Source organism: Marinilabilia salmonicolor JCM 21150, from assembly GCF_000259075.1.
Lineage (GTDB): Bacteria > Bacteroidota > Bacteroidia > Bacteroidales > Marinilabiliaceae > Marinilabilia > Marinilabilia salmonicolor.
Genome location: NZ_AJKI01000025.1, coordinates 1 through 24599 on the forward strand (window position 1 = coordinate 1; position 24599 = coordinate 24599).

At 43.9% G+C, this 24599-nt stretch carries 15 protein-coding genes; 11 read left to right on the top strand and 4 right to left on the bottom strand.

Annotated elements, in window-relative coordinates; genetic code table 11:
- Nucleotides 1-278 precede the first annotated feature (278 nt).
- The 4 genes from W7W_RS22200 (at nt 279) to rlmN (ending at nt 6735) form a co-directional block, all read left to right on the top strand.
- Nucleotides 279-791, top strand: a complete 513-nt coding sequence (locus tag W7W_RS22200) for a DUF4494 domain-containing protein (protein WP_010664104.1) — start codon at nt 279-281, stop codon at nt 789-791.
- 546 nt (nt 792-1337) lie between these two features.
- The gene (locus W7W_RS0112645; protein WP_010664105.1) at nt 1338-2003 is read left to right on the top strand and encodes a ferredoxin--NADP reductase; all 666 of its coding nucleotides are present in this window, start codon (nt 1338-1340) and stop codon (nt 2001-2003) included.
- Between the two features lie 136 nt (nt 2004-2139).
- Nucleotides 2140-5589 carry a hypothetical protein gene (locus W7W_RS0112650; protein WP_010664106.1) on the top strand — a complete coding sequence of 1150 codons (3450 nt, stop codon included), beginning with the start codon at nt 2140-2142 and terminating at the stop codon, nt 5587-5589.
- Nucleotides 5590-5697: 108 nt separating this feature from the next.
- Complete coding sequence (rlmN, locus tag W7W_RS0112655) at nt 5698-6735, top strand: 23S rRNA (adenine(2503)-C(2))-methyltransferase RlmN (RefSeq protein WP_010664107.1); 1038 nt, start codon at nt 5698-5700, stop codon at nt 6733-6735.
- A 410-nt stretch (nt 6736-7145) separates the two neighbouring features.
- Here rlmN and W7W_RS23535 read toward each other — a convergent pair whose 3' ends face one another.
- A complete protein-coding gene (locus W7W_RS23535; protein ID WP_157202483.1) occupies nt 7146-7322 on the bottom strand; it encodes a hypothetical protein in 177 nt (58 codons plus the stop codon).
- 1009 nt (nt 7323-8331) lie between these two features.
- Here W7W_RS23535 and W7W_RS0112670 point away from each other — a divergent pair.
- From W7W_RS0112670 to W7W_RS0112680, 3 genes are all read left to right on the top strand, one after another.
- Nucleotides 8332-12606: an ATP-binding protein gene (locus W7W_RS0112670; RefSeq protein WP_010664109.1), complete on the top strand. Its 4275-nt coding sequence runs from the start codon at nt 8332-8334 to the stop codon at nt 12604-12606.
- Nucleotides 12607-12726: 120 nt separating this feature from the next.
- Nucleotides 12727-13320, top strand: a complete 594-nt coding sequence (locus W7W_RS0112675; RefSeq protein ID WP_234409107.1) for an RNA polymerase sigma factor — start codon at nt 12727-12729, stop codon at nt 13318-13320.
- 79 nt (nt 13321-13399) lie between these two features.
- Nucleotides 13400-13639: an acyl carrier protein gene (locus W7W_RS0112680; RefSeq protein ID WP_010664111.1), complete on the top strand. Its 240-nt coding sequence runs from the start codon at nt 13400-13402 to the stop codon at nt 13637-13639.
- Between the two features lie 731 nt (nt 13640-14370).
- Here W7W_RS0112680 and W7W_RS0112690 read toward each other — a convergent pair.
- The 3 genes from W7W_RS0112690 to W7W_RS0112705 form a co-directional block, all read right to left on the bottom strand.
- Complete coding sequence (locus W7W_RS0112690) at nt 14371-15903, bottom strand: carboxypeptidase-like regulatory domain-containing protein (protein WP_010664112.1); 1533 nt, start codon at nt 15901-15903, stop codon at nt 14371-14373.
- Between the two features lie 443 nt (nt 15904-16346).
- A complete protein-coding gene (locus W7W_RS0112700) occupies nt 16347-17351 on the bottom strand; it encodes a FecR family protein (protein ID WP_238532136.1) in 1005 nt (334 codons plus the stop codon).
- Between the two features lie 132 nt (nt 17352-17483).
- Nucleotides 17484-18029 (bottom strand): RNA polymerase sigma-70 factor, encoded by a 546-nt coding sequence (locus tag W7W_RS0112705; protein WP_010664114.1) that lies wholly within the window; start codon nt 18027-18029, stop codon nt 17484-17486.
- Between the two features lie 487 nt (nt 18030-18516).
- Between W7W_RS0112705 and W7W_RS0112710 the strand changes: the two genes are divergently transcribed.
- From W7W_RS0112710 to uvrA, 4 genes are all read left to right on the top strand, one after another.
- Entirely contained in the window at nt 18517-19416 is a 900-nt protein-coding gene (locus tag W7W_RS0112710) for a 1,4-dihydroxy-2-naphthoate polyprenyltransferase (RefSeq protein ID WP_010664115.1), read from the top strand.
- A 172-nt stretch (nt 19417-19588) separates the two neighbouring features.
- Complete coding sequence (locus W7W_RS0112715; protein ID WP_234408791.1) at nt 19589-20641, top strand: o-succinylbenzoate synthase; 1053 nt, start codon at nt 19589-19591, stop codon at nt 20639-20641.
- Entirely contained in the window at nt 20614-21717 is a 1104-nt protein-coding gene (locus tag W7W_RS0112720; protein WP_010664117.1) for an AMP-binding protein, read from the top strand. Before W7W_RS0112715 ends, W7W_RS0112720 begins: the two co-directional genes overlap by 28 nt.
- A 55-nt stretch (nt 21718-21772) precedes the next feature.
- Nucleotides 21773-24586 carry an excinuclease ABC subunit UvrA gene (gene uvrA, locus W7W_RS0112725; RefSeq protein WP_010664118.1) on the top strand — a complete coding sequence of 938 codons (2814 nt, stop codon included), beginning with the start codon at nt 21773-21775 and terminating at the stop codon, nt 24584-24586.
- Nucleotides 24587-24599 lie beyond the last annotated feature (13 nt).

The window sequence follows — 24599 nt, forward strand, 5'->3', positions numbered from 1 at the left end:
GGGGGGGGGTGACCTTGGCAGGTAAGCCTAAAAACAAGGTTGTTTTATCGTAAATCGTCTCTGTTTGAATCTCGTGCGCACAGCAAGCGAGATGAGTTTTGACGATTACGATAAAAGAGCCGTAGTTTTTAGAGCGAAAGCTGGCAAAGTCTTGACCTTTTTTTGATTACTTTTTTTGTGTCAAGACAAAAAAAGTAATTCAGGGTTTAAGGGATGAAATCCCTTTTGGGAAAACATTTTAATCATTAATAAAAAATCATTAAAACACATAAAAACACATGCTACACACCTGGTTCGAATGCAAGGTAAAATACATTAAAACAGACGAAAACACCGGAAAAGAAAAAAAGGTAACAGAGCCATACCTGGTCGATGCCGTTTCGTTTACAGAAGCTGAAAGCCGCATCCATGAAGAGATGCAAACCATGATCAGGGGAGATTTCCAGGTCACAAATATCCGCAAAGCCGATTACAGTGATTTATTTCCTGATTTCCCGGGAGATAGATGGTATAAATGCAAAGTCAGCCACCTCTCCATCGACGAAAATGCAGGCAAAGAAAAGAAAATCAGCAGCCAGATGCTGGTCATGGCTGACAATGTGCGTGATGCATACGACAACCTCATGAAAGGGCTCTCCGACATGGTGGTGGATTTTGAGGTGCAAAGCATTACCGAAAGTCCCCTGATGGACGTATTCCCGTATAATGCAGAGAATGCATTCTCCACAGAAGAAACTCCGGTCGCTGATGAAGAAGAAGCGGTGCAGGAAGAGAATCCTGATCTGGAGTAGAAGCAAAGAAATATAAAATGATATAAAAACGATTCCGGGATGGGGTCGTTTTTTTTTTAGACTGAGGTTGAGGTTGAGACTGAAACTGAGCAGATCGATAAGAGAAAAAGGATGAGGGTTGAGCGATGAGGAATGAGGTACAAGTTAAGCCTCAGGTTGAGATTTTTTAGAACAGCCGCATGAGATTAGCCCCCGTCTTTAGGCTGGGGATTACCAGACACCTTAGCAGCACTATACCAGCCGGCTTCAAGCCGGCTTCTGAATAAAATCACTGCCGGGGCTGTTCCATTTTTATAAGGAGTTGATGATAATTTCTTGTTTTTACCTGGTTGGTTTATGAGTTTCATTCCATTTTTTCTAACAAATAAGAGTTCTCTGCTCGAGCGATAAGGAAGTCGCTCGTCCTGTTTGCTATTCCGCTTCTTCCAGCTTTCAGCTTTTTTCCCTAAGAGCCAACAGCTTTTTCACCTTTGCCCCTTGCTCCCTTCTAACAACCTTTTCCCCTCACATTTTGTTAAAAGATATAAACCCAATAAACGAAAGTCCATGCCACAACGAAAGCAAAAAGAGTTATTCCCGGCAAAGGTTCTGACAAAAGAAGAAATATCACCCGGCGTATTCACCCTCTGCACCGAAAGAACATTTGATTTCATTCCCGGACAAGTTGTTGCCGTTGCCCTGACAGCAGACGAAGAGCCTCGCCTGTATAGCATCGCCAGCGGAAACAATACCGGTCACATCCGCATTCTTTTCGACATCAACCCTGCCGGAAGTTTAACACCCCGCCTGGCGCAATTAAATCCGGGAGATGAGTTAATGATGTCAGAACCATTTGGTCGCTTTCTGGGTACGAAAGATCCGGCATGGTGGATCGCCACAGGCACCGGTGTAGCACCTTTTATCAGCATGAGCGAATCGGGCCTGATTCAAAATAAAAAACTTATTCACGGAGCGCGCACACCAAAAGAGTTTTGGTTTTCGGAACACTTTTCCTCCTCATTAGACGATAATTATGTTAGATTCGCCACCCGGGAAACGGCTCCCGGCATCCGCTCCGGGCGTTTAACACAGTGGCTGAAAGAACAAAATAATTTACCAAACAATATAAAATATTACCTTTGTGGGAACGCCAATATGGTTGTAGATGTTCGAGATATATTGGTCAACAAGGGAATTCCTTATGATAATATTATTGCAGAAATCTACTTTTAATTCATAAAAAACCCGGTAAGATTATTTAACATTCTTGTAACCCAATTTTCCTGATAACCTGTTGAATTTTTTTTATTATTGCGTTACATTTCCTACCCGCAGAGCAAACAAAGAAATTTATTAAACACTTACTAATATGGACCTAAAGAAATCATTTGGATTTAAAGAGGATGGTACCAATGAAATACCCAAGCCCAAAAGGGTCATTGAGTACATCAACCTCAAACTGGCGGCTATGGGCCAGCCTTATTTCAAATCGAGTTCCCGGATGGGCCTTCTGGAACTGGCCAACGACCTCATCAATAACTACAAAGAAAAAAACCGGTTACTCACCTCATATCTCTGCCCGGCAGATCAGCGTATCCAGAATTTCCTGGACCATTACCTGGCAGATTTCAAAGACAAAAAAGACTTCAGGCTCCCGTCAGAGACTTTTGTCGTTGACAATCATGGCATTGCACGGGCACTGTCGCTTCCGCCGGATGCCGACAAATTTGAGAACGACATTATTCACTCCTTCCGCCTGAAACAGGGAATTCTAAACAATCCCAAAAATGACCGGAGAACCACCAAAGGCGTTTTCCATGTGGTAGAGGGAGGACTTCCCATCCCGCACGACAAAAAAGGAGTGCCCAAAGAAGCTTTTGCAAGCTTGTTGGAGAAAGCATTGCAGCCTCCCCAAGAATTGCTCGAAATACCTTTTACATCAACTCAGGAAGAGAAAGCAGCCTCCTTTGTTTCTTTGTTGCTCCGACCGGTGGTGGAACCCGCCGTAGGCAATAAGAACAAGGAAAGAAGAATGGAGATCCGCTTCTTTGCCCCGGGTAACCTGGTAAGCAACCTGGATTTTGTGGAATCCATTTTTGGGAATGCCGGAGATCCATATCTGACCGAAAACGATTCAGCCCTCGACATTGAAGGCTGGACCGGCCACTCCGGTTGTGTTATTCTGGCTCCCCATCTCACCAAATTAAAGAAAAAAGAGCTGGGCCTTCCGCACATCAACGAAGCAACAGAACGTCAGAAGCGCGATGGTATGTGCTGGGAAAAAGAAGATGAGCTCTACAACGATGGTGGTGCATTTAAAGTTACTGCCCGTACCGCAGAGGGCATCATCGTAACCCTCATTGCCGACAACTATTTCGGATATTCCAAGAAAGAAGTTAAGACACAGATTGGCTATGCTGCCAACCTGTTGGGAAATGTGGAAGAAGAACACGCCGGCGGAGCTATTGCATTCCCGACCTATAACCTGGGGGATGAATTTTCTGATCGCAAACAATTCAACCGCAACGACCTCTCTTTTGAGAAGATGGCCGCCATGTACACCGACTATATGGAGCTGCAACCTGAGGGGCACGCAGTGGACAGGAAATACAAGGACATTATTTATGTTCCCGAAGATGCTGCCTTCAACCTGATGGAGCAAAAAGTTTCCTGGACCAAAGACGGAAAGAAACATTCCATCAGACTGAATCCGAAAAATACTTATATGCTGCCTGCAGGATATAAAGTACGGATGAACAAAAACCCTTATGTGCCTTCATGGAGATTGATTGGTTCCGTGGCTGAAGGAACTTTCTGTCACAAGCCCTGTACCGTTTCAGGTGGAGGTAAGTCCGAAATCTCCAAATCCATTGAAGATGCCATTATTTACGGTCCATTCTTCACTGCTGATTATGAAAATGATTTCAAAAAAGTGGAAGAAATCATCAATAAGGATTACTCGGACATCTACCTTCCACACATCAAAACAGATAAAAATCGTCCCATCCTGAGCTCCCAACGTTCACTTGGTTCGGTTATAAAGCTGCTGACACCTGCTCCAAACCGCTATACCAAAGAATACAACGAATGGCTGGAAACCATCCCACACCACATCAAAGGGCTGGTTTACATTGTGAAGCGATTCTACCGTGCCGAATGGGGTAAAGAGTGGAAAAAATACTTTACCGTTGATATCATCGATGGTAAACACGGTAATGAACTGAAATTCAAGAACCGTAAGCTGGTTGCCAGTTACCTGCGTGTGGGACTTACCAACGAAGGGGCATGGCGTACCTTTAAGCTGCGTCAGGACTATATCGCCAGCGATAAGTTGCAGATGGAAGATGACATCACAGCCTCAACGGTTGTGCCCGCTTCACAATTGAAAGATCTGGCTCCGGATTTCAACCATCCATCAGCCAAATTCATCACCAATTGCGAATACCGTTTCTTCCAACGACCCGACGAAGCTGTTAACCGCGGTTACGACAAACAGGCAGAACTGGATTTGTCAACCCCCAACACTTTCATTTCTAATTTTGAGCCACTGACCATCAGTGACGCAAAAGAGATAATGGACGATGCCATCGAGTTTGACAAATACACTCAACCGATGAAGAACCTGATTAGGGAAGTGGCTAAAAAGAAAGAGAACAATTATTTTGTCTCCTCTTCCCATCCACGGATTTTTGAAGGCAAACCGTCGGCCAACGTGAGGTATCTGCAAAACCGTCCGGGGCTCATCAAGCACCGCGAAAACTATATAGCCGAAATGGGCACACGCCTATACAGGAAAGTGCCTGCTGGAGAACCTGTGCTCACCCCGGTAAATGCAGTGCTGGGTGGTCGCAGAAACAACCCGCCGCAACCTGGTATTCGTCCACTGGCAGTTTACAATCCTATCCACTATCAGGATTTACCCGAACTGTTCATGGACTTTGTTTGCAGTCTCACAGGAAAGTCCCCTTCCACCACCGGTGCCGGTTCAGAGGGAGCACTTACCAAAGGGCCTTTTAATGCCCTGAGTCCGGTAACAGACCTTAACAATGCACTGGTTTCATTTATCCTTACCGGATATGCCGGCTTTACCACCGCAGCAGGTCATATTGGTCCAAATTACAGGGTCGATCACGACATCAGTCTGCTGGTACCTGAGATTTGGAGCCGACTGAGTGCTGAAGAGGCAGATGCAGAATTCCTGAAAGAACATAATTATCTGGAAAAACTCGAAGATTTCGAGCACAACGGTAAAAAAGTGCTGGCTTCACGTTTGGGATATCGCATCAATGCAAAATTTGCACGCACCTTCCTGGGACGTGTTTTCGAGAACCCTGATGCCGTATTTAACAGTGAAATATTGCAGCCAGAGACACAGGACCAGGAGGTATTTGTGGACGGAATCAACAACATTGTGGAAGCCCAGCAAAGAGTTGCCAAAAGTTATTTTGAGGATGGCAGCGTAGAAGGAGCTATTCCTCCTCTCAAAGCAATTCTGCACGTGATGGCTCATGGTGAATACAACGGCAAGACCATTGACGATCCTGAAATCAGAAAAATGTTTACCCTGGAAAATATGGTGGCCAGTGACTGGTATCACGAGCGCCTGACCAACAAGCAACTGGGTGACATCACCTTATGGCAAAAACACCTTAAGTATCTCCGCGATTACCTCACAACCAGGAAAAACATCGCACCTGAAGTGGAGGTTAAAATCAAATCGAGCATCGAACTCGCTGAACAAAACATCAAGAAGTTTAAGTCAGCTGAGTATCTGAAATCACTGGAAGGTTGCATTGGACTGGATACTTTTGTGAAGTAATTGTTTTGTTAAATCATTATTTAAAAGAGCTGTCGCCCGGTTATCGGGCGACAGCTCTTTTCTATTATTTATCCTTACCTTTGCCCTGTCACAATTAAAAATCACCTTATGGAAGCGCTTTTTGGAAAAACTCTGGAAGAATTAAAAATCGTTGCTGCGGAAAACGGATTGCCCGGATTCACTGCCAAACAAATGGCGCAATGGCTTTACACCAAAGGGGTAAGTGACATTGACGACATGACCAATCTTTCGAAGGATGCGCGTGACCGGCTTAAAGAAAAATATATTATAGGAAGGGTGGCACCATCCAAAGTTCAAGCCTCTGTTGATGGCACCAAAAAATATCTCTATCCCGCACAAAAAGGACTTTTCATTGAGGCAGCATACATCCCCGAAAAGGAGCGCCACACGTTGTGTATCTCGTCTCAGATTGGTTGCAAAATGGGATGTCTGTTTTGCATGACAGGCAAACAGGGCTTTCAGGGACAACTGACCGCCGGAGAAATAGTGAATCAGGTTATCAGCCTGCCCGAAAGCGATCAACTTACCAATATTGTTTATATGGGAATGGGAGAACCCATGGACAATGTGGAAAATGTGCTGAAAAGTCTGGAAATATTCACCTCCGATTGGGGGATGGGTTGGAGCCCAAGACGTTTCAATGTCTCTACCATCGGCGTGGAACCAGCCATGAGGCGTTTTATCGAGGAAAGCGACGCACATCTGGCCATCAGCCTGCACACGCCCTTCAATGAGGAACGTAAAAAACTCATGCCTATCGAACAGGTTTATCCCATCGAAGAGGTTATCGATTCATTAAAAGAATATGATTTCGGACGTCAGCGAAGAATCTCTTTCGAATACATTATGTTTGATGGAGTGAACGATACTCCTGCTCATGTGAAAGGCCTTACCAAACTACTAAACGGCATCCGATGCAGAATCAACCTCATCAGGTTTCATCCCATTCCCGACTCACCTCTCAGGGGTTCATCCGATGAAAAAATTAAGTGGTTCTCAGACCAACTCAATAGAAAAGGGCTTACCACAACCATCCGTCGATCGAGAGGTGAAGACATCTATGCAGCCTGCGGATTGCTATCCACTAAAAATATGCTAAAGGAGGATACGGAAAAAGATTATTAACAATTAGCTTTTAGCACAGACCAGGCGACAATTTCAGTCTGGTTTATTGACTTCGTCAATCTTCGATTCATGAGTTTTCGCTATGAGATGTTTAAATCCCAATAAATTCAGGCAACCGCAAAGGAAAATGTTGTTGCGTTTTTTTAAGGCCGAAGGTCTTTAAGCAACAGCCTGGGGCAACGTCCCAGGGAAATTGTAACTACTCCCCCCCCTCATTATTGGTCGCGACGCGACCAATAATGAGGGGGGCATGAGGAATACCTCAAAACCCAGGGCGTTGCCCTGGGCTATTGCTCTCAGGCTTTCAGCCTGTTTACATTTCACCTGTCTTATGTATAAGGTCGGTTGGATAAAATCATCCAATTAAGCCCTGTTTTTGGTTGAGATGCAACCAATAACAGGGCTAACCATTAATTATTCATTTCAGGAATAATGCGAAGGCGCTTTTTGAGATTTTCCACAATCTCCCTTCTCGGGCTGATCAGGACCTCCTTCAGTCTAGCCTCCGGCAGGTTTAACAGCAATTCCTGCAGATAATAACTTTTAGAAATCATAAAATCCAAATCCATAGTAGAACATTTCTTCATAAGCAAATTTTCTGAATTAATTATGAAACAATAATTTACCCCATTAGGGGAAAAGTCCGTTAAACCGGTCTACAACTTAAACGGAAATAATCTGAAAAAATTATTTTTATCTCCTTTATTTGTCAGTTATATGATTGATTACAGATAAACAGTCCCAGGAAAAACGGGGCATCAAACTGATTTTTTAATAAATAAGGTAGCCCTTCTATTAATCACGCTCTTCCCATTTATGAAGGCTTTAGTTTAAAGCAGGGCCTGCTTGAAAACGAATAATGTAAAGATTATGAATAACTTAATGGGGGTGTTTTCATTTGAAGTGCAAGGTTTTCAAGCTATCACTAAAATAAGATTGCACTTAAGAAGACTTGAGACGTTAAATAATTAACAACTTACCGGTCAAAAGGATGTTTTTTGTTTAAATGAGTTTTACTGGTTGAAAGGTGGGCGGGCCCGTCCGTTTTCCGGGCCGGCGGTGGAGAGAGGGCTTAATGGGCGACTTCAAGGCCTTGCGGGCCAGCCGGAAATTAAGCCTGATGCGGGCAGATAGGTTTAAACGGACTAGACTTTTTTGTTTCCTTTTTGGGGCAATGCCAAAAAGAAAATCAATAAAATAATTAAAATTTGGATTGCTGACTTTTTCAGCAGACTCTAAAGCAACGTTTTTTCAAAGGACGAAGGTCTTTCAGCCTGTTTAGACTCTACCCAGTGCCTGTCTATAAACTAAGTAAAGTTTGTTTTTAGTCATGTGTCTGGTCAGAAAATTCCAGTTGCAAGGCTTGCGAAGCAGCCAAAAGCGGAGTTTACATAGGTAAATGAGTATTTTGGCGGCAAGCATAACAGCCTGCCCCGATCCTTCGGGGACGCAAATGGCACTTTATGGACAGACTCTACCTGTAATATAAAGAAGGCAGGATAGATGAATGATCCAAAATAATTTTAAACAATGAAGCCTAATTAGTTAACAATTTTTCTCATTTTTGTGGGGTAAAAGCAATACAAAGAACATAGCATGTTCAAAAAACTAATAAATTTCTTTAAATCAAATGGTTCCATCAGTCAGAAGGTCCTTGGAGGATACCTTTTCAATCTGGTGCTGCTGATTCTGGTTGCGGGGTTCAGTCTTTTTGGTATCGCCCGCCTTAAAGACTGGGTACGGAGCACAGAGAAAGTGGATCTACTGCTGCATCAAATATACGTATCACGCATTCAGGCCGAAAATCTCACTCTCAAAAGCGATACTACTTCCACACACATGGTGGACAGCCTTACCCTGAAAATAGAAATACTCCTGCAAAATGCCCGCGAAAGCAGGCTGAATTCCATCAGCCGTGATGAGTTATCCACCGTAAGCAGTTGGCTGGACGATTACAAGCGGTACTGGGTTTTAGTCATCAACCTGAAAAAAGGTCGCAGCGCAACAGAACAAAAAATGGATGCACTATTTCAAAAGGTTTTTTATGCTGCACGCCAACCACTTCCGCAAAGAGCAACAACGAATCCCAAATCAAAAAAGGGGGAACCTGACCTCTACAACGACCTGATGTATCAACTCCTTCATCTGAAAGAGATTGAAAAAAAATTGTGGAACTACCCGGTCAACTTTGTTACCAGGGAAATGGTGGATACCGTCTTCACACGTATCAACAGCCTTGTTCCCCCACCCGATGTGGTCTCTCCCGGATCTGATTCTTTCAGGTCCCTGTCACGTCTTAGAAGCGGCCTTTCGGGCTATCAAAAAGAAATGCTTGACCTGGTTGGGGAACTGGAAGAGATAGAAAGAGTTCAAACACTGATGGACAGAAGCTCTCAAAGCATTCAGATAGCCGGAGAAAAAGCCAATTACCATCAAAACCATGCCATGGAGAGATGGGTAATTATCGGGTTTGTCCTGCTATCGGTCTTTATGTCACTGGCCATTATTATTGGCATCTGGATGGCAGTTATCTATTTCAGAAGAATCAAACACGATGAGGAACTCCGGGAAGAGGCCAACAAGCAGTTACAGACCAACCGACAATTGCTTAACGACATCATCAACAACAGTTCGGCGCTGATTTATGTCAAAGACAAAACGGGAAGGTTTACACTCATCAATCAACCTATGGAAGAAACGCTGGGACTGGAAGCCCACCGTATTATAGGTCATACAGACAAAGATATTTTCCCAGAAGAAATAGCTGCGGTATTCAGTGAAAATGACGCAGAAGTACTCACCGGTAAAAAATCGATTCAACGGGAAGAATTCTTTCCGTCCACAACCGGAAAACGCACCTTCTTATCCAACAAATTTCCTATTAAAGACAGTTCAGGAAAAGTCATATCTGTTTGTGGAGTGTCCACCGATATCACTGAGTTGCGCAGAGCACTGCACGATCTGGAGAGAAGTCGTGAGAACTACCGCAACATCGTTACCAATGTTCCGGGCATTGTCTATCATTGCCAGAGCGATTACAAACGCACCATGCTTTTCATCAGCGGCGGCGTGGAAAACATTATCGGGCTGGGCATTAACGCATTCATCCAGGAAGGGCAGTCCATCATCCCATTCATCATAAAAGAAGACAGAGATAAAGTCAGAGAAATCCTGAGCCGGGCTTTACAAAATCAGTCCCCCTTCGAAATGGAGTACCGGATTCGCGACCTGGTGGGAAATCGCAAATGGGTTTATGAAAAAGGATTGCCCGTGGTTGACCGGCAAACCGGACAAGTCACTTTCCAGGGGGTTATCATTGACATAACAGCCCAAAAAGACGCAGTCAATGAGATAATGATGCGCGACAAACTGCTGGAAGGGGTCTCGGAAGCGCTCAAAGAGTTAATTGCCAGCACCAACTTCAAAGAAGCACTGCTTAAAGCCCTTCGGGTACTGGGAGATGGTGCCGGCGTGGATCGTGCATTTGCGTTTCGGAATTACAGAAATGAACCCGGGCAACTGCTATTCAAACATTTTGTGGAGTGGGAGCATTCATCATTGGAACCCATTTACCGAAAAGATCTGACCGACCTGGCCTATGAAAGAATCAGCCCTTCATGGTATTTTGCCCTCAACGATCAGAAAGACCTGGAGGTAAATGTTCATTCGGCTACCACCAGAGAGAAATCCTTCCTGGCCAAGCTGAGTTCCACCTCTGCCCTTATCATCCCTGTATTTGTCCATAACTCATTCTGGGGTTTCATCGGGTTTGGCATGGAAATGAAATCGGCCAGGTGGAATGAGTCACAAAAAACGTTGTTCAAAGCTTTTGCCGTTACCATGGGCTTGATGATAGCGCGCCATCAGAGCAATATTGAATTACAAAAAGCCAAGGAAGCAGCTGAAAATGCAACACGGGCAAAAAGTGACTTCCTGGCACGTATGAGTCACGAAATACGCACCCCCTTGAATGCCATCATTGGATGGACACACCTGGGACTTGAAAACTCAGGTTTCCGGGGCCAGAGCGATTACCTCAAGCGCATTCAGTCCTCCTCCCGGTCTCTGCTTGGAATTATCAACGACATACTCGACTTCTCCAAAATTGAGGCAGGCCGGCTGGAACTTGAGTACATCGACTTTGACCTGGAACAAGTACTACAAAACCTGGCCGACATGGTACTTTTCCGGGCCAATGAAAAAAACCTGGAGCTGGTCTTTGACATAGATCCTAAAGTCCCGCTGAGCCTTGTTGGTGATCCGCTGAGACTGGAGCAGGTATTAATTAATCTGGTCAATAATGCGGTAAAATTTACCGATAAAGGACACGTAAACGTAAAGATTAGCCTCAAATCATCCGAAAGTGAGAAGACGGAACTTCTTTTTGCAGTTGAAGATACAGGAATCGGTCTCAAAGAAGAGCAAAAGAACAACCTTTTCAAGGCATTTTCACAAGCCGATGTATCCACCACCAGAAAATACGGAGGTTCCGGCCTTGGACTGGCCATCTGCAAGCGCATTACTCAAATGATGGGTGGAGAGATTTGGGTGGAGAGCGATTATGGCAAGGGCAGCACCTTCTTCTTCACTGCTTTCATTGATCGACAAATGATTCAGAAAAAAGATCAGATGCTTCATGCTTTTGAAGTGGAAGGCGATGAGGCAATGATTGGTTGCAACAATGTTAAAACAGCCATCGGACTGAAAAGTATGCTCACCGATTTTGGTTTTAAAGTTCACCGCACCTGTGCTTTCAAATCCCTCCTGGGTAAACTGGAAAGCATCAGTCCTTCAGGTCCCCTATGGCTATTGTTCCTGGATTGGCCGATGATCGCGGGCCTTGGTAAAGAAGCCATAAAGGATTTACTAAGATACAACGACCGTTTCGAACATCTTGTAATCATGGCCTCCCCTTTTCATGAAGAAGAACTCAAAGAAACCTGGCCCGAGGAGGAAATTCCTTATGTATTGATGCATAAACCGGCCAATTATTCCATCGTGTTTGACACCCTGATGGACGCCATGGGCGGAGTGGAATTTCCGCAATCGGAGGGTGGTTCCAAAAAGAAAAATTACAAAGATCTCCTGATCAAAGAGGAACCACTTAAGCTACTGATGGTAGAGGACAACGATACCAACCGGGAACTTACCAGAGAGTTGCTTGCCATGGCCAACATTACAACCGACCTGGCGGTGAACGGACAGGAGGCATTGGATCTGGCCCGGGAACAAGAAGGAAACTGCCCATACGACCTGGTGCTAATGGACATTCACATGCCGGGAATGAACGGCTATACAGCAACCCGCAGGATGAAGCGAATCGAAGGATGGAATGAAGTACCCGTGGTGGCAATGACTGCTGAAGCTCTGGGAGATGTGGAAAACCAATGCTTACAGGCAGGAATGACCGGACTTGTGGCCAAACCCATTGATCCGGACGACCTGTTCAGAGTCATTTATCGTCTTGTTTTCGGAGAGGTCAGAGATTCCGATACCATCATGCAACATTCCGAAAAAGGACGTGAATACAAGTTTCCAAAAATTGACGGTCTCGATGTGCAGGCAGGAATTCGCCGCATGGGAGGTCGTTCAGACCTCTACAATCGTCTGCTCAAGGGCTTCTGTCACGATTATGCGGACATTGGAAACCGCCTGAAGCAACTGGAAGATGAGGAAGAAACAGAAGAAACTGCCCGTTTGTTACACTCCCTCAAGGGTATCGTCGGTACTATGGAGGCTTCCACCCTTTATCAGCAAGCTCAGAAAACCGAAAAGGCATTTAAAGAGCAGGCTTCCGGTTACAAACAACTAAAGGAAAAACTCATCAAAGAGGTAAAAAGACAGATAAAACAAATCAATAAAAAAATTTAACATTTGGAAATTTGTGTATTTTTCCGTTATTTAGACCACAAATTAATACGAAAATACGCCGTTAAACAATAAAACAGAAGCCTATAGAACATTTTTACAAGCAAATTTTAAATATTGATTATGATGACAGAACTGACTATCCTGTCTGATGAAGAGCTTGTAAAAAAGTTTATATCAGGAGATTCGAGGTGTATTGACCTGTTGATTGAAAGACATCACCAGCGCATTTATTCATTTATTTTTCTAATGGTCAGGCAACGGGATCTGGCCGAAGATATTTTTCAGGACGTATTTGTAAAAGTTATCCATTCACTCAAAGGCGGTAAGTATGCCGAAAACGGGCGTTTTACTTCATGGGTTATGCGCATTGCTCATAACCTCATCATTGACCATTTTCGAAAGCAGAAGAATCAACAAATGGTCTCCAACGATCAGCACAGCTTTGACCTTTTTAACAATGCCAGATATTCCGACCAGACCATCGAAGACCAGATGGTTCATGATCAATTACTCAGTGAAGTAGCAGCTTTGGTGGAAATGTTGCCTGAGTCACAAAAAGAGGTCATCAGACTCCGACACTATTTCGGTCTTTCATTTAAAGAAATTGCCGAAGAGACCAATGTTAGTATCAATACAGCCCTGGGCCGAATGCGCTATGCACTCATCAATATGCGGAAAATGATGGAAGAAAATAATATGTCGCTGACTATTTGAAAAAAAAATCAATCCATTCTATACGTGTAACCTCTCTTTCGATTGTCATATTATTAAACCATCAAAAGAGAGTTGCCTTATGAATGCAAAAGAGATAAGACGTAACCTGTATAAGGTATTCAGAATGACCGGTATTCCCCGGAACGTAATTGATGAAAAAGCATCTTTGACCGATGATTTGTTTATGGATGATGTGGATATGGCTTGTTTCCTGTTTTACCTGGAAACCCGATTCAAAGTAAATGTAAAGAATGAGGAGATGACACATCTGCAATCTGTCGGATCAACCATCAATTACCTTCAGCAGCATTGCGCATAAAACAGATCTCAAAAGCAGTCACCCGCTTCAAAATCTGGTTTTAAAACAACAACATAAGTACGGCGGACTTGCTCCGCCGTTAATATTTTGTGGACTCCTCCTCATTCCTTGCCCATCCTAACACTCCCCAAAGTTGGGTCCAAGCAAAAAATCTTACACAATCTATAAAGGAAAAGTTTTAGCCTGAATAATTGACTTCGTCGAACTTCGTTTCATGGATTTTCGTTATGAGATGCTCAAATACCAAGAAATTCAAGAAACCGCAGGCAAGTTTGAGGAAGGAAATAGTGAACTATTTTCAAATCAAATTTGCTGAGGACTCTTAAATTTTGCTGGTAGTTGAGTCTCGTAATAGATAATTTGTGAATTAATCAGGTTAAATCCAGAAAGCCTCAGAACCGTTTTCCGAAGTCTTCTATTTTTGCATTGAATGATTCTGCAGCCGCATCCGAAAAGTTGGTTATTTTTCTTCTGCCTTCTACCTTTTAAACTTCTACCTGTTTATTGCTATCATCCTATAATAGGTCTTCCATAACCTCTTTATCAAAGTACCATCTCTGCCGGAGCTGTTCCATCTCAGAAAGTCATAACTCATCTCAGAACCAAAAAACAGCTCTCAACCCTCAACCCTCAACTCAACCCTCAACTCAACCCTCAACCCTCAACCCTCAACCCTCAACCCTCATTCCTCATTCCTCATTCCTCATTCCTCATTCCTCATTCCTCATTCCTCATTCCTCATCTCCCTCCTGCTTCTCAAAAATCTTCTCCACCGACTCATCCGGACTGATGATGTTATACCTGGACCAGAAATCATCATCGTACGCTTCTATCTGATCGGACAAAATATAATCTGCCCGGAAAGCATCATTCCAGCGAAACTCTTTACGGTCTCCCGTTCTTAAATCCGTCACCAGCAATTCGGAAACCGTGTTAAATACCGTTCGAATATTTTCCTGCCGGTCAATCACTTTCATATTTACTTCTCCCCGGACACTGTTTAGAATCCATTTATCATTCCACGGACGATAATCAATGCGATAACGGGCAAAAGAAGGTTTTGTACGGAAACGCCGACTATCGCGCCTGATAAGATACTCCCTGCTTTTACGTACGGTTTTATCCGTCATCTGAAAAGTAGCACTTACAATGGCAAAGGATGCTTCATCCACCACAATCTCACCTTCATACAACAACTCCCCCGTATCATTATATGGCTCAAAACCAATCACAAACACCGTGCGCCCGTGATCATAATCCATGCGCTTAAAAGAATACTTATATACAGAATTTCCCGCCATATCGGGCAGAAAGCCACCCTGACGAACAATATCCACCCTGCTGAAAAGAAAAGGACCTCCCTGAAGCTTAAAATCAATCATCTCCATGTCGCCACTGTATTGTCCTTTCCGGCCTTTCACAAAACGTACACGCTCAAGAGCATATTCCTGAAAATAAGGAGGTTTAAATATCTCCACCACCGCTTCCGACACATCCACATACTTTTTATCCTGCTGAATCGACTCCCGAAAAAAGGCGGTCATAATCAGCGGATTCTCTGCATAGTTATCTTTCTTTCTACGCACCACCTCCCGCATAATTTCTTCCGGCTTTACAAGTTTCACCAACACTTCAGGCAGTTCCACGGATGTTTCAGACAAAGTCATCACCACACTGGTATCAGACGCAGGAATAGCTAATGAGTCGCGCCGGTATCCAAGGCTGGAAAAGACCAGCTTCTCCCCGGCGTATTCGGCGGGAAGAAAGAAAGCAAACTTCCCCTGACGATTGGAGGCTGTTCCAAGAGATTTTCCGGCAATTCCAATATTGACCATATCCATGGGCTCCTGATTTGCAGAATCAACCACCAAACCTTTAATGTGTATGGATTCAACATTCACCCGTGCAGGCTCGGAAGAGATTATGATTTGCCGGTCCATCTGATGGATTTCAAGTTCCTCCTGATAAAACGTTTTTTTCAACCATTGGTCAAGCTGCACCGAATCGGCACGAGCATCAAAAATGCTGTCGCTGTCAATCAATGATGCGTCATAAGAAAAAGCGATGTCGTAATGAGTCGATAAGGAATCAAAAAAGGAAGCCACCGATATACTGTCAAAACTGAATGAATATTTTCTATCCAAAATATTTTTCTGAGCACGAAGAGGCAGAACCATAAAGATAAGAGTCACCAGAATAACCCATCCTTTGAGTATGAAGGGGCTGAATGCCCTTTTTTTATGTTCAAAATAATAATTCATCATTCGGTACAAACACCTTTATTAACAGGCCCTACCTACAAATAATAAAGGCCAAAGGTCTTTAAGCAATAGCCTGGAGCGTTGCCTCAAGAAAATTGTAACAACTCCCCCCTCTCATTATTGGTCGCTTTGCGACCAATAATGAGAGGGGGGATGAGGGATACCTTAAAACCCAGGGCAACGCCCTCGGCTATTGCTCTCAGGCTTTCAGCCTGTTTAAATCTTACCTGTCTTATGTATAAGGTAGGTTGGTGCCTGTCCATAAACTAAGCAAAATTTGTTTTTAGTCCTGTTTCTGGTCAGAAAGTGCCAATTGCTAGGCTTGCGACCGCGTGCCGCCTAAAGCTTTGGCGGTGGCGCAACCCGCCAAAAACGGAATTTACTAATCGTAAATGAGTATTTTGGCGGCAAGCGTAACGACGCAAGTGGTACTTTATGGACAGAAACTAATTATTTTGGGCGGACAAGAAGATGGTCTCCCCCTCCCGTTTAGACTCAAGATTAAAGGTAGTACAAACCACCTCAAGAACAAAATCCAACGAATTATCACTAAACCGGGCAGTCAGTTTCTCTTCGCCCAATGCTTTATCTGAAAATTGAAAATCAGCTCCATACACACGACTAAGGGTTTCAACAACCTCTTTCAGTGGGGTTTCTTCAAATCGAATCTGACCGGTAAGCCACGACAAAAGGTTCGGATCAGTAGTTTCCATCACAGAGAGCAACCCGCTTTTCTTTTCAAAAAGCGCGGTTTGTCCACGGGTCAGTACAACCATCTCCTGATCAGATGGCGGGACTACCTCAACCCGGCCTTCAAGAACTGCTATTTCGGTAACATCCAGGTTGGGATAAGCCCGCACATTAAATTTCGTACCGGTCACACGGATGGTTACGTCTTCTGTTTTGATTACAAAAGGCCGGTTTCTGTCGCCTTCAACTTCAAAAAAACCTTCTCCCTCCAGTTGTACTGTCCGCTCCTCTTCCCCAAATGGTTGGTTACATAAAAACCTGGAACTGTTGTTAAGAATAACTTTACTTCCGTCACTCAGTAACATCTCCTCGCGCGGGGAGTTGGAAACAATTAAGGACGATTGATTCTCCTGCGGTTTTAACAGAAGAAACCACGAAAGCCCGAGAACAACAATCACAGAAGCTGCTACAGCCAGTGCTCTCCCTAAAGAAAAGGTTCTGCCTTTTGAAGCTTCCGGAAAAGAAGATTCTTTCGTAAAACGACGAACATTCTTCCAGGCTGATTCGATATCTGTTTGCCGGACAAACAAGGCCTCTTCTCCCCGACGCCATGACGTTTTGATACGTTCCCATTCTTCCTCATTGGCCGGGTCAGCATGAAGCCACTGGTCCAGTAATCCACGGTCAATTTCATCAGCCTCTCCACTCAAAACACGTGCTGCCAGTTCCCAGTTTATATTTCTTTCGCTTTCCAACATCATTTCAACTATTAATCAAATACTATCATTATTAATCGTTCCTGCTGATTCTATTTTCAATCAGGGAGCTCTTCCCTTCAAAAAATGCTCTTTGAAAAACTGTGATTTCAAACAGTCCTTTTAATCATAAATATATCATACCTTTTTTTTGCTCCCCATTGGATTAAACATCTCTCTGAGTGTCTTCAGGGCTTTTCCCATCTGAACTTCCACCGTTTTTTGTGAAATGCCTAACTGCGTTGCAATCTCTTTGTATTTAAACCCATCAAAACGGCTCATTTTAAAGATTTCCCTGCGTCGGGGAGGCATCTCCTCAACAGCCTTCAGCACGTCGTCCATCAATTCATCGTCCGCTGCCTTCTCCTCCTGTTCATCCGACAAATTGTATTGCTCATCTACAGAATAAAAATGCGGTCTTCGCTTCAATTCATTCAGGCAACTGTTTCGCACGGCCGTCATCAGATAACTGTTCAATGATTCAATATTTAACTCTTTCCGCTTTTCCCAGTATTTGATAAAAACCATCTGTACAATATTTTCGGCCTCCTGGCGATCGGCCAGATATTTATAGGCAAACAATGTCAGGCGGCCATACCACGACCGGAACAGTTCTTCAAAAACATGTTCATCTCCTCTGGCTATGAGTCGGGTAATCTCTTTTTCCGATCGTGGTAATTGCATATTTTTAGCTTCAGTCACTTTAATGACACTAATTTATCAAAAAACCCTTATCGGCGTTAATTCTTTTTTATTCATTTAACCTGCATTATTCACAAATAATCTATTCCGATGTCCAACTATTTTTATAGGATAACAATCTAAACCTTTACAAATTCCTCCAAGGTATTCGAAAATACGAGGTCTGATTTGGGAATCCCAAAAAGGGTAATGTTCCTTGGTGCTATAGGTTATGTGAACACAAACTTTTGATAGAGATTGAGGCATAGTATTTGGGTTAAGATTAATATTATCAAGCAATTATTTCAAATAATAGAATAACGATTAAGGTTGTAAAAATATTTTGGCTATTGCTTAAAGACCTTTGGCCATTTTAGAACACAACAACATTATGTATTCTTTTAAAAAGAAAAAGCAGTAATTTTGACGGGATAAAACCGTTCCTGCCGATAATTGTTTACTGATAGAGAAAACAAAACACAATAATACTATGTCAAATATTAAAGCCTGGGTAATATCATTACGACTCAGAACGCTCCCACTCGCTCTTTCTACGATCTTTATGGGCTCATTTATTGCCGTGGACTCAGGCACCTTCCGTTGGTCTGTACTGATATGGGCCTCGCTGACGACTCTTTTTCTGCAAATCCTGTCCAATCTGGCCAATGATTATGGTGATGCCGTTTCGGGTGCCGACAATGATGAACGCGAAGGGCCCCGGCGAGCTCTGCAACAAGGCGTAATCACCCTTAAACAAATGAAGGCTGCAATCTTTACTTCCGCACTCCTGGCCTTATTCTCCGGGCTGACACTTATTTTTATTTCCCTCAAAGCAAATCATTTATATGCGTTTGTGTTTTTTCTGATGGGAATAGCAGCCATTGCTGCGGCCATCCGTTACACCGTCGGCAGGAACCCTTACGGTTACCGGGGCCTGGGAGATTTCTATGTATATCTCTTTTTTGGTCTGATGGGCGTGGGAGGCACCTTTTTCCTGCATTCAGGATTCTGGGACTGGACCGTGTTGCTTCCCGCCACTGCCGTAGGATTTTTCAGCACCGGAGTATTAAATCTAAACAATACCCGGGATATTGAAAGTGACAGGAAAAGCGGAAAAAAAACGCTCCCGGTAATGATGGGCCGCAGAAATGCAGCACTGTACCATTTACTTTTGCTTTTGCTGGGCTGGACTTCAATGTTGGTTTGGTTATTTCTTTTTGAAACACGTCAGGGAGCATGGCTGGTATTTTTATCGTTGCCATTATTTATAAAAAACATCATTGCCATTTTCCGGTACGATGCCCCATCGACAAAACTGGATCCTGAACTGAGAAATTTGTCGCTGGGCACCTTACTTTTTGTTCTTTTGTATGGAATAGGTGTTTTTTAACGACCTTATACATAAGACAGGTAAGGTAAAAACAGGCTGAAAGCTTGAGAGCAATAGCTCAGGGCAACGCCCCAGACTATTGATTAAAGACCTTCGGCCTTTTAAAACCACAACAACATTATGTATTCCTTTAAAAGGAAAAAGCCCCGCTTTTGCGAGGACTGATTCATTCATGAATAATCGTTATGAGATGCTCAAAGCCACTTTTCAACCATACACACTGAAATTCAGAACACCGGGAGGAACTTCAAGGGGGGTATTGACGGAAAAACCCAGCTGGTTTATTTCCTTGTGGGACGAACAACGGCCTGACATAAAAGGGATTGGTGAGTGCTCCGTTTTACCAAAACTCAGTCCTGATGACCGCCCGGATATTGAAGCAAAACTGGAAGAAGTTTGCCAAAATCCGGATCAGTTGAAAACCGGTTTTCATGCTGCTCTTGCTGATTGGCCGGCCATCAGGTTCGCTCTGGAGACAGCTCTTCTTGATCTCCGAAACGGAGGAAAACAAGTACTCTTCCCAGGCCCTTTTTCAATAGGGATAAAAGGCATTCCCATAAACGGATTGATCTGGATGGGCACGCCCGATGAAATGAAACAACAAATTGAAGAAAAACTAAAAGCAGGATTCCACTGCCTGAAAATGAAAATCGGCGCCATCAATTTTGAACAGGAATACAACATCCTGAAGAGCCTGAGAAGCAGCTTCAGCGCCAACGATCTGGAATTAAGAGTTGATGCCAACGGCGCTTTTTCGGCCTCTGAGACACCTTCCGTTTTGGAACAACTGGCAGAACTTAAGATTCACTCCATCGAGCAACCAATAAAAGCAGGACAATGGCACGAGATGGCACGGATTTGTGAGAACACACCCCTGCCCGTCGCCCTTGATGAAGAACTCATAGGAATAAATGTACCTGCCCAAAAAGAACTTTTGATACAAACCATCAGACCTCAATACATCATTTTAAAACCAAGCCTGACTGGCGGTTTCCTGGCTTCGGAAGAATGGATTGCGGCTGCCGAAAAAAATGGTACCGGATGGTGGGTTACCTCAGCACTGGAGAGCAACGTTGGGCTCAATGCCATTGCACAGTGGACAGCAACGCTCAATAACCCTATGCCCCAGGGACTTGGCACCGGACAGGTTTTTTCAAACAACACCGAATCATCATTAACCATAAGAAATGGTGAGTTATGGATGGAAAAACCAATAAAAAAATGACCATAATGAACCACGAATACCGAAAATACACGTCGCTCACCATCTTGGGAAAGAGATACAACAAAGCAGAATTACTTAAGCAGTGCGAAACAAAACTGAAGAGATTCGAAACGCCTGACTGGGAAATTTCACTCTATTCCTTCATTTTAGAGTGGCTCAATGAAAGCCCATTTGTGGAGGTTAAAACCTCAGGTTCCACCGGAATTCCAAAAACCATACAAGTCCTAAAGTCAGCCATGCTTCGATCAGCTTTCAACACCCTTAATTTTTTTGAACTTAAGGAAGATCAAACTGCTTTACTTTGTCTTCCTTGTGAATTCATTGCAGGAAAAATGATGGTTGTAAGGGCCTTTGCAGGAAAGCTGGATTTGATTCCGGTACCTGTCACCGGCACTCCGCTGGATTCGCTTCAACATCCGGTGGATTTTGCAGCCCTGACGCCACTTCAGATGAGCAATCAGCTGGGAAAAAATCCTGATAAAACAAATTTGCTAAAAACCGTAATATTAGGCGGTAGTGCAGTAAGCGAAGAACTGGCAGAAAAACTTCAGAATCAACCATTCGATGCCTGGGAAACCTACGGAATGACAGAAACTCATTCACATATTGCATTGCGCCTCATAAACGGCCCCCGGAAGGATGATTCTTTCACCCCGCTTCCCGGTGTCCGTATTCAAACTGACAACAGAAAATGTCTTGCCATTGATGTGCCGGGAATCACCGACCAACCAATAATCACCAACGATATTGCAGAAATAAACGAAGCCGGAAAATTCAAAATATCAGGCAGAATTGACAACATCATTAATTCAGGAGGTATCAAAATTTCACCGGAGAAAGTTGAAAGCCAAATTGCATATATCGTCAACGCCCCCTTCTTCATAACAGGGATCCCCCACCCGCAGCTTGGACAACAAACAGTACTGGTAATGGAAAACCCTCCAAAGGATGAAAATAAATTATTGGACCAAATCAAAAAAATGGTTCCACAATTCCATGCGCCCAAAAAAATTATATTCCGCAACCCGCTGCCACGAACAGAAAACGGAAAAATCAAACGAACATTGAACTGGTGATTATGGTTATTTCCGGTCATCTTTGGTATCTTTGCAGGTCAATTTGAGAGGAAAAATGGGAAAGACCAAAGCTACAGCATCCAAATACATCAGCATAAAAGGGGCACGGGTTCACAATTTGAAAAACATCAACCTGGACATCCCCCGAAATCAGTTTATCGTTATTACCGGGGTATCAGGTTCCGGCAAAAGTTCGCTGGCTTTCGACACGCTTTACGCAGAAGGTCAACGACGCTATGTGGAGAGCCTGAGTTCCTATGCCCGACAGTTTCTGGGACGTCTGGACAAGCCGGAGGTGGACTATATCAAAGGAATTCCGCCGGCCATCGCCATCGAACAAAAAGTAAATACCAGAAATCCCCGGTCCACCGTGGGAACATCGACGGAGATTTACGATTACCTGAAACTTCTTTATGCACGCATTGGCCGTACTTTCTCACCTGTCTCTGGCAATGAAGTTAAGAAGCATCAGGTAGATGATGTCATCGATTTTATCAACCGATTCGAAGATGGAACAAAAATGGCCGTTTTGGCAAGCATCGTCACCCCGGAAGACCGTTCCTGCCCCGATCATCTGTCCATTTTAAAGCAACAGGGCTTCAGCCGGGTGGAATCGGAGGGAACATTTCTGAGAATTGATGAATTATTACAAGACGAAGCATTGTTGTCAAAATGCGGGGAAATTAACCTGGTCATTGATCGCATCAGTGTCAAAAAAGAAGATGAAGACAACGAATCCCGTTTGGCTGATTCGCTGCAAACAGCCTTTTACGAAGGACGAGGAGAGTGTCTGATTAAAATTTACACCGGTGAGGGCACCAAAACATACTCTTTCTCCAACCGATTTGAGGCCGATGGTATCGTCTTTGAAGAACCCACCGAACACACCTTCTCCTTCAACAATCCCATAGGAGCCTGCCCCACCTGCGAGGGATTTGGCAATGTCATCGGCATTGACGAGGATCTGGTAATCCCCAACAAAAATTTATCCGTTTATGACGATGCCATTGCCTGCTGGCGTGGTGAAAAAATGGGAGAATGGAAAAATGTATTAATTAACAATGCATACAAATTTGATTTTCCTGTTCACAAACCTTATTATGAACTCACTACGGAACAAAGAGAACTGTTGTGGACCGGAAACCGTCATTTTTACGGGCTGAATAAATTCTTTAAGCATCTCGAATCCAAACAATACAAAATTCAGTTCAGGGTAATGCTTTCGCGTTACCGGGGGAAAACGACCTGTCCCGACTGCCGGGGAACGCGATTGAAAAAAGAGGCCATGTATGTGAAAATAAATGACAAAAGCATTCATGAACTGGTACTGATGCCTGTATCGGAACTGTCAGATTTCTTCAAAGAGCTCAAGATAAACGAACATGAACAAAAAGTATCCAAACGGCTTTTGATAGAAATCACTTCCCGATTGCAGTTTCTCAACAATGTGGGGCTCGGATATCTTACACTCAACCGACTCTCCTCCACACTCTCAGGAGGTGAAAGCCAGCGCATCAACCTGGCCACCTCACTCGGCAGCAGCCTGGTCGGTTCCCTGTACATTCTGGATGAACCCAGCATTGGTCTCCACCCACGCGATACCCATCTGCTCATCAATGTTCTTCAGCACTTAAAAAAAATGGGAAACACGGTTGTGGTAGTCGAACATGATGAAGAAATTATCAGGGCAGGTGACGAAATCATTGACATAGGTCCGAGAGCCGGCCAAAACGGTGGAGAAGTGGTTTTTCAGGGGAACTTCCGGGAACTGGAAGCCACTCCCGACAGTCTTACTACCCAATACCTGAACGGCACCCGGAAAATTGAAATTCCAACCTCCCGCAGATCATGGAACAATTCGTTGGAAATTGTCGGGGCAAGAGAGAACAATCTCAAAAACCTGAATGTCAAAATTCCGCTCAATGTGCTGCATGTAATAACAGGAGTAAGCGGTTCAGGGAAATCATCACTGGTGAAGAAAGTGCTCTATCCTGCCTTAAAAAAAATCAAAGGAGGTTATGCCGATAAAACAGGCGAGTTTGACCTGCTGAAGGGGGATACAAAGACCATCTCTGATGTGGAATTCATCGATCAAAACCCCATCGGAAAGTCTTCACGTTCCAACCCTGCCACCTATCTCAAAGCCTACGATGAGATTAGAAAACTTATGGCAGACCAGAAACAGTCAAAAGTAAACGGGCTGAAACCGGCTCATTTTTCTTTCAATGTGGATGGAGGCCGATGCGAAGAGTGCCAGGGAGAAGGAACCATCAAAATTGAGATGCAGTTTATGGCTGATATCGTCCTTACCTGCGAGAGCTGCCAGGGTAAACGATTTAAACCCGAAATTCTGGACATCACCTACCGGGGCAAAAACATCCACGACATTCTGGAGATGACCGTCAATCAGGCTATTGAATTCTTCAGTAATGCAGAAGGCAATACCGAAAAACGCATCGCAGCTAAATTACAACCTTTAGCAGATGTCGGGTTGGGATATGTACATCTGGGGCAACCATCCAGTACGCTAAGTGGAGGGGAAAGCCAGCGCATTAAACTGGCATCTTTTCTGGCGATGGAAAAAACAGCTCCTACCCTTTTCATTTTTGATGAGCCCACCACCGGGCTTCACTTTCACGACATTCAAAAACTCTTAAAAGCTTTTGAAGCTTTAATAGAAAAAGGTCATACAGTCCTGGTAGTGGAACACAATATGGAGATCATTAAGTCGGCCGACTGGATTACAGACCTGGGGCCCGAAGGTGGAAATGAAGGAGGAAACCTGGTGTTTGCAGGAAAACCCGAGGACCTGGTAAAATCAGGATTGGGACATACAGGTAAATATCTGGAGCCCTATCTGCCTCAATAGGGACAGAAACTAT

Coding starts and splice junctions, on each gene's coding strand:
- W7W_RS22200 (WP_010664104.1), top strand. CDS start 279: ATGCTACACACCTGGTTCGAATGCAAGGTAAAATACATTAAAACAGAC.
- W7W_RS0112645 (WP_010664105.1), top strand. CDS start 1,338: ATGCCACAACGAAAGCAAAAAGAGTTATTCCCGGCAAAGGTTCTGACA.
- W7W_RS0112650 (WP_010664106.1), top strand. CDS start 2,140: ATGGACCTAAAGAAATCATTTGGATTTAAAGAGGATGGTACCAATGAA.
- rlmN (WP_010664107.1), top strand. CDS start 5,698: ATGGAAGCGCTTTTTGGAAAAACTCTGGAAGAATTAAAAATCGTTGCT.
- W7W_RS23535 (WP_157202483.1), bottom strand. CDS start 7,322: ATGAAGAAATGTTCTACTATGGATTTGGATTTTATGATTTCTAAAAGT.
- W7W_RS0112670 (WP_010664109.1), top strand. CDS start 8,332: ATGTTCAAAAAACTAATAAATTTCTTTAAATCAAATGGTTCCATCAGT.
- W7W_RS0112675 (WP_234409107.1), top strand. CDS start 12,727: ATGATGACAGAACTGACTATCCTGTCTGATGAAGAGCTTGTAAAAAAG.
- W7W_RS0112680 (WP_010664111.1), top strand. CDS start 13,400: ATGAATGCAAAAGAGATAAGACGTAACCTGTATAAGGTATTCAGAATG.
- W7W_RS0112690 (WP_010664112.1), bottom strand. CDS start 15,903: ATGATGAATTATTATTTTGAACATAAAAAAAGGGCATTCAGCCCCTTC.
- W7W_RS0112700 (WP_238532136.1), bottom strand. CDS start 17,351: ATGATGTTGGAAAGCGAAAGAAATATAAACTGGGAACTGGCAGCACGT.
- W7W_RS0112705 (WP_010664114.1), bottom strand. CDS start 18,029: ATGCAATTACCACGATCGGAAAAAGAGATTACCCGACTCATAGCCAGA.
- W7W_RS0112710 (WP_010664115.1), top strand. CDS start 18,517: ATGTCAAATATTAAAGCCTGGGTAATATCATTACGACTCAGAACGCTC.
- W7W_RS0112715 (WP_234408791.1), top strand. CDS start 19,589: ATGAATAATCGTTATGAGATGCTCAAAGCCACTTTTCAACCATACACA.
- W7W_RS0112720 (WP_010664117.1), top strand. CDS start 20,614: ATGGATGGAAAAACCAATAAAAAAATGACCATAATGAACCACGAATAC.
- uvrA (WP_010664118.1), top strand. CDS start 21,773: ATGGGAAAGACCAAAGCTACAGCATCCAAATACATCAGCATAAAAGGG.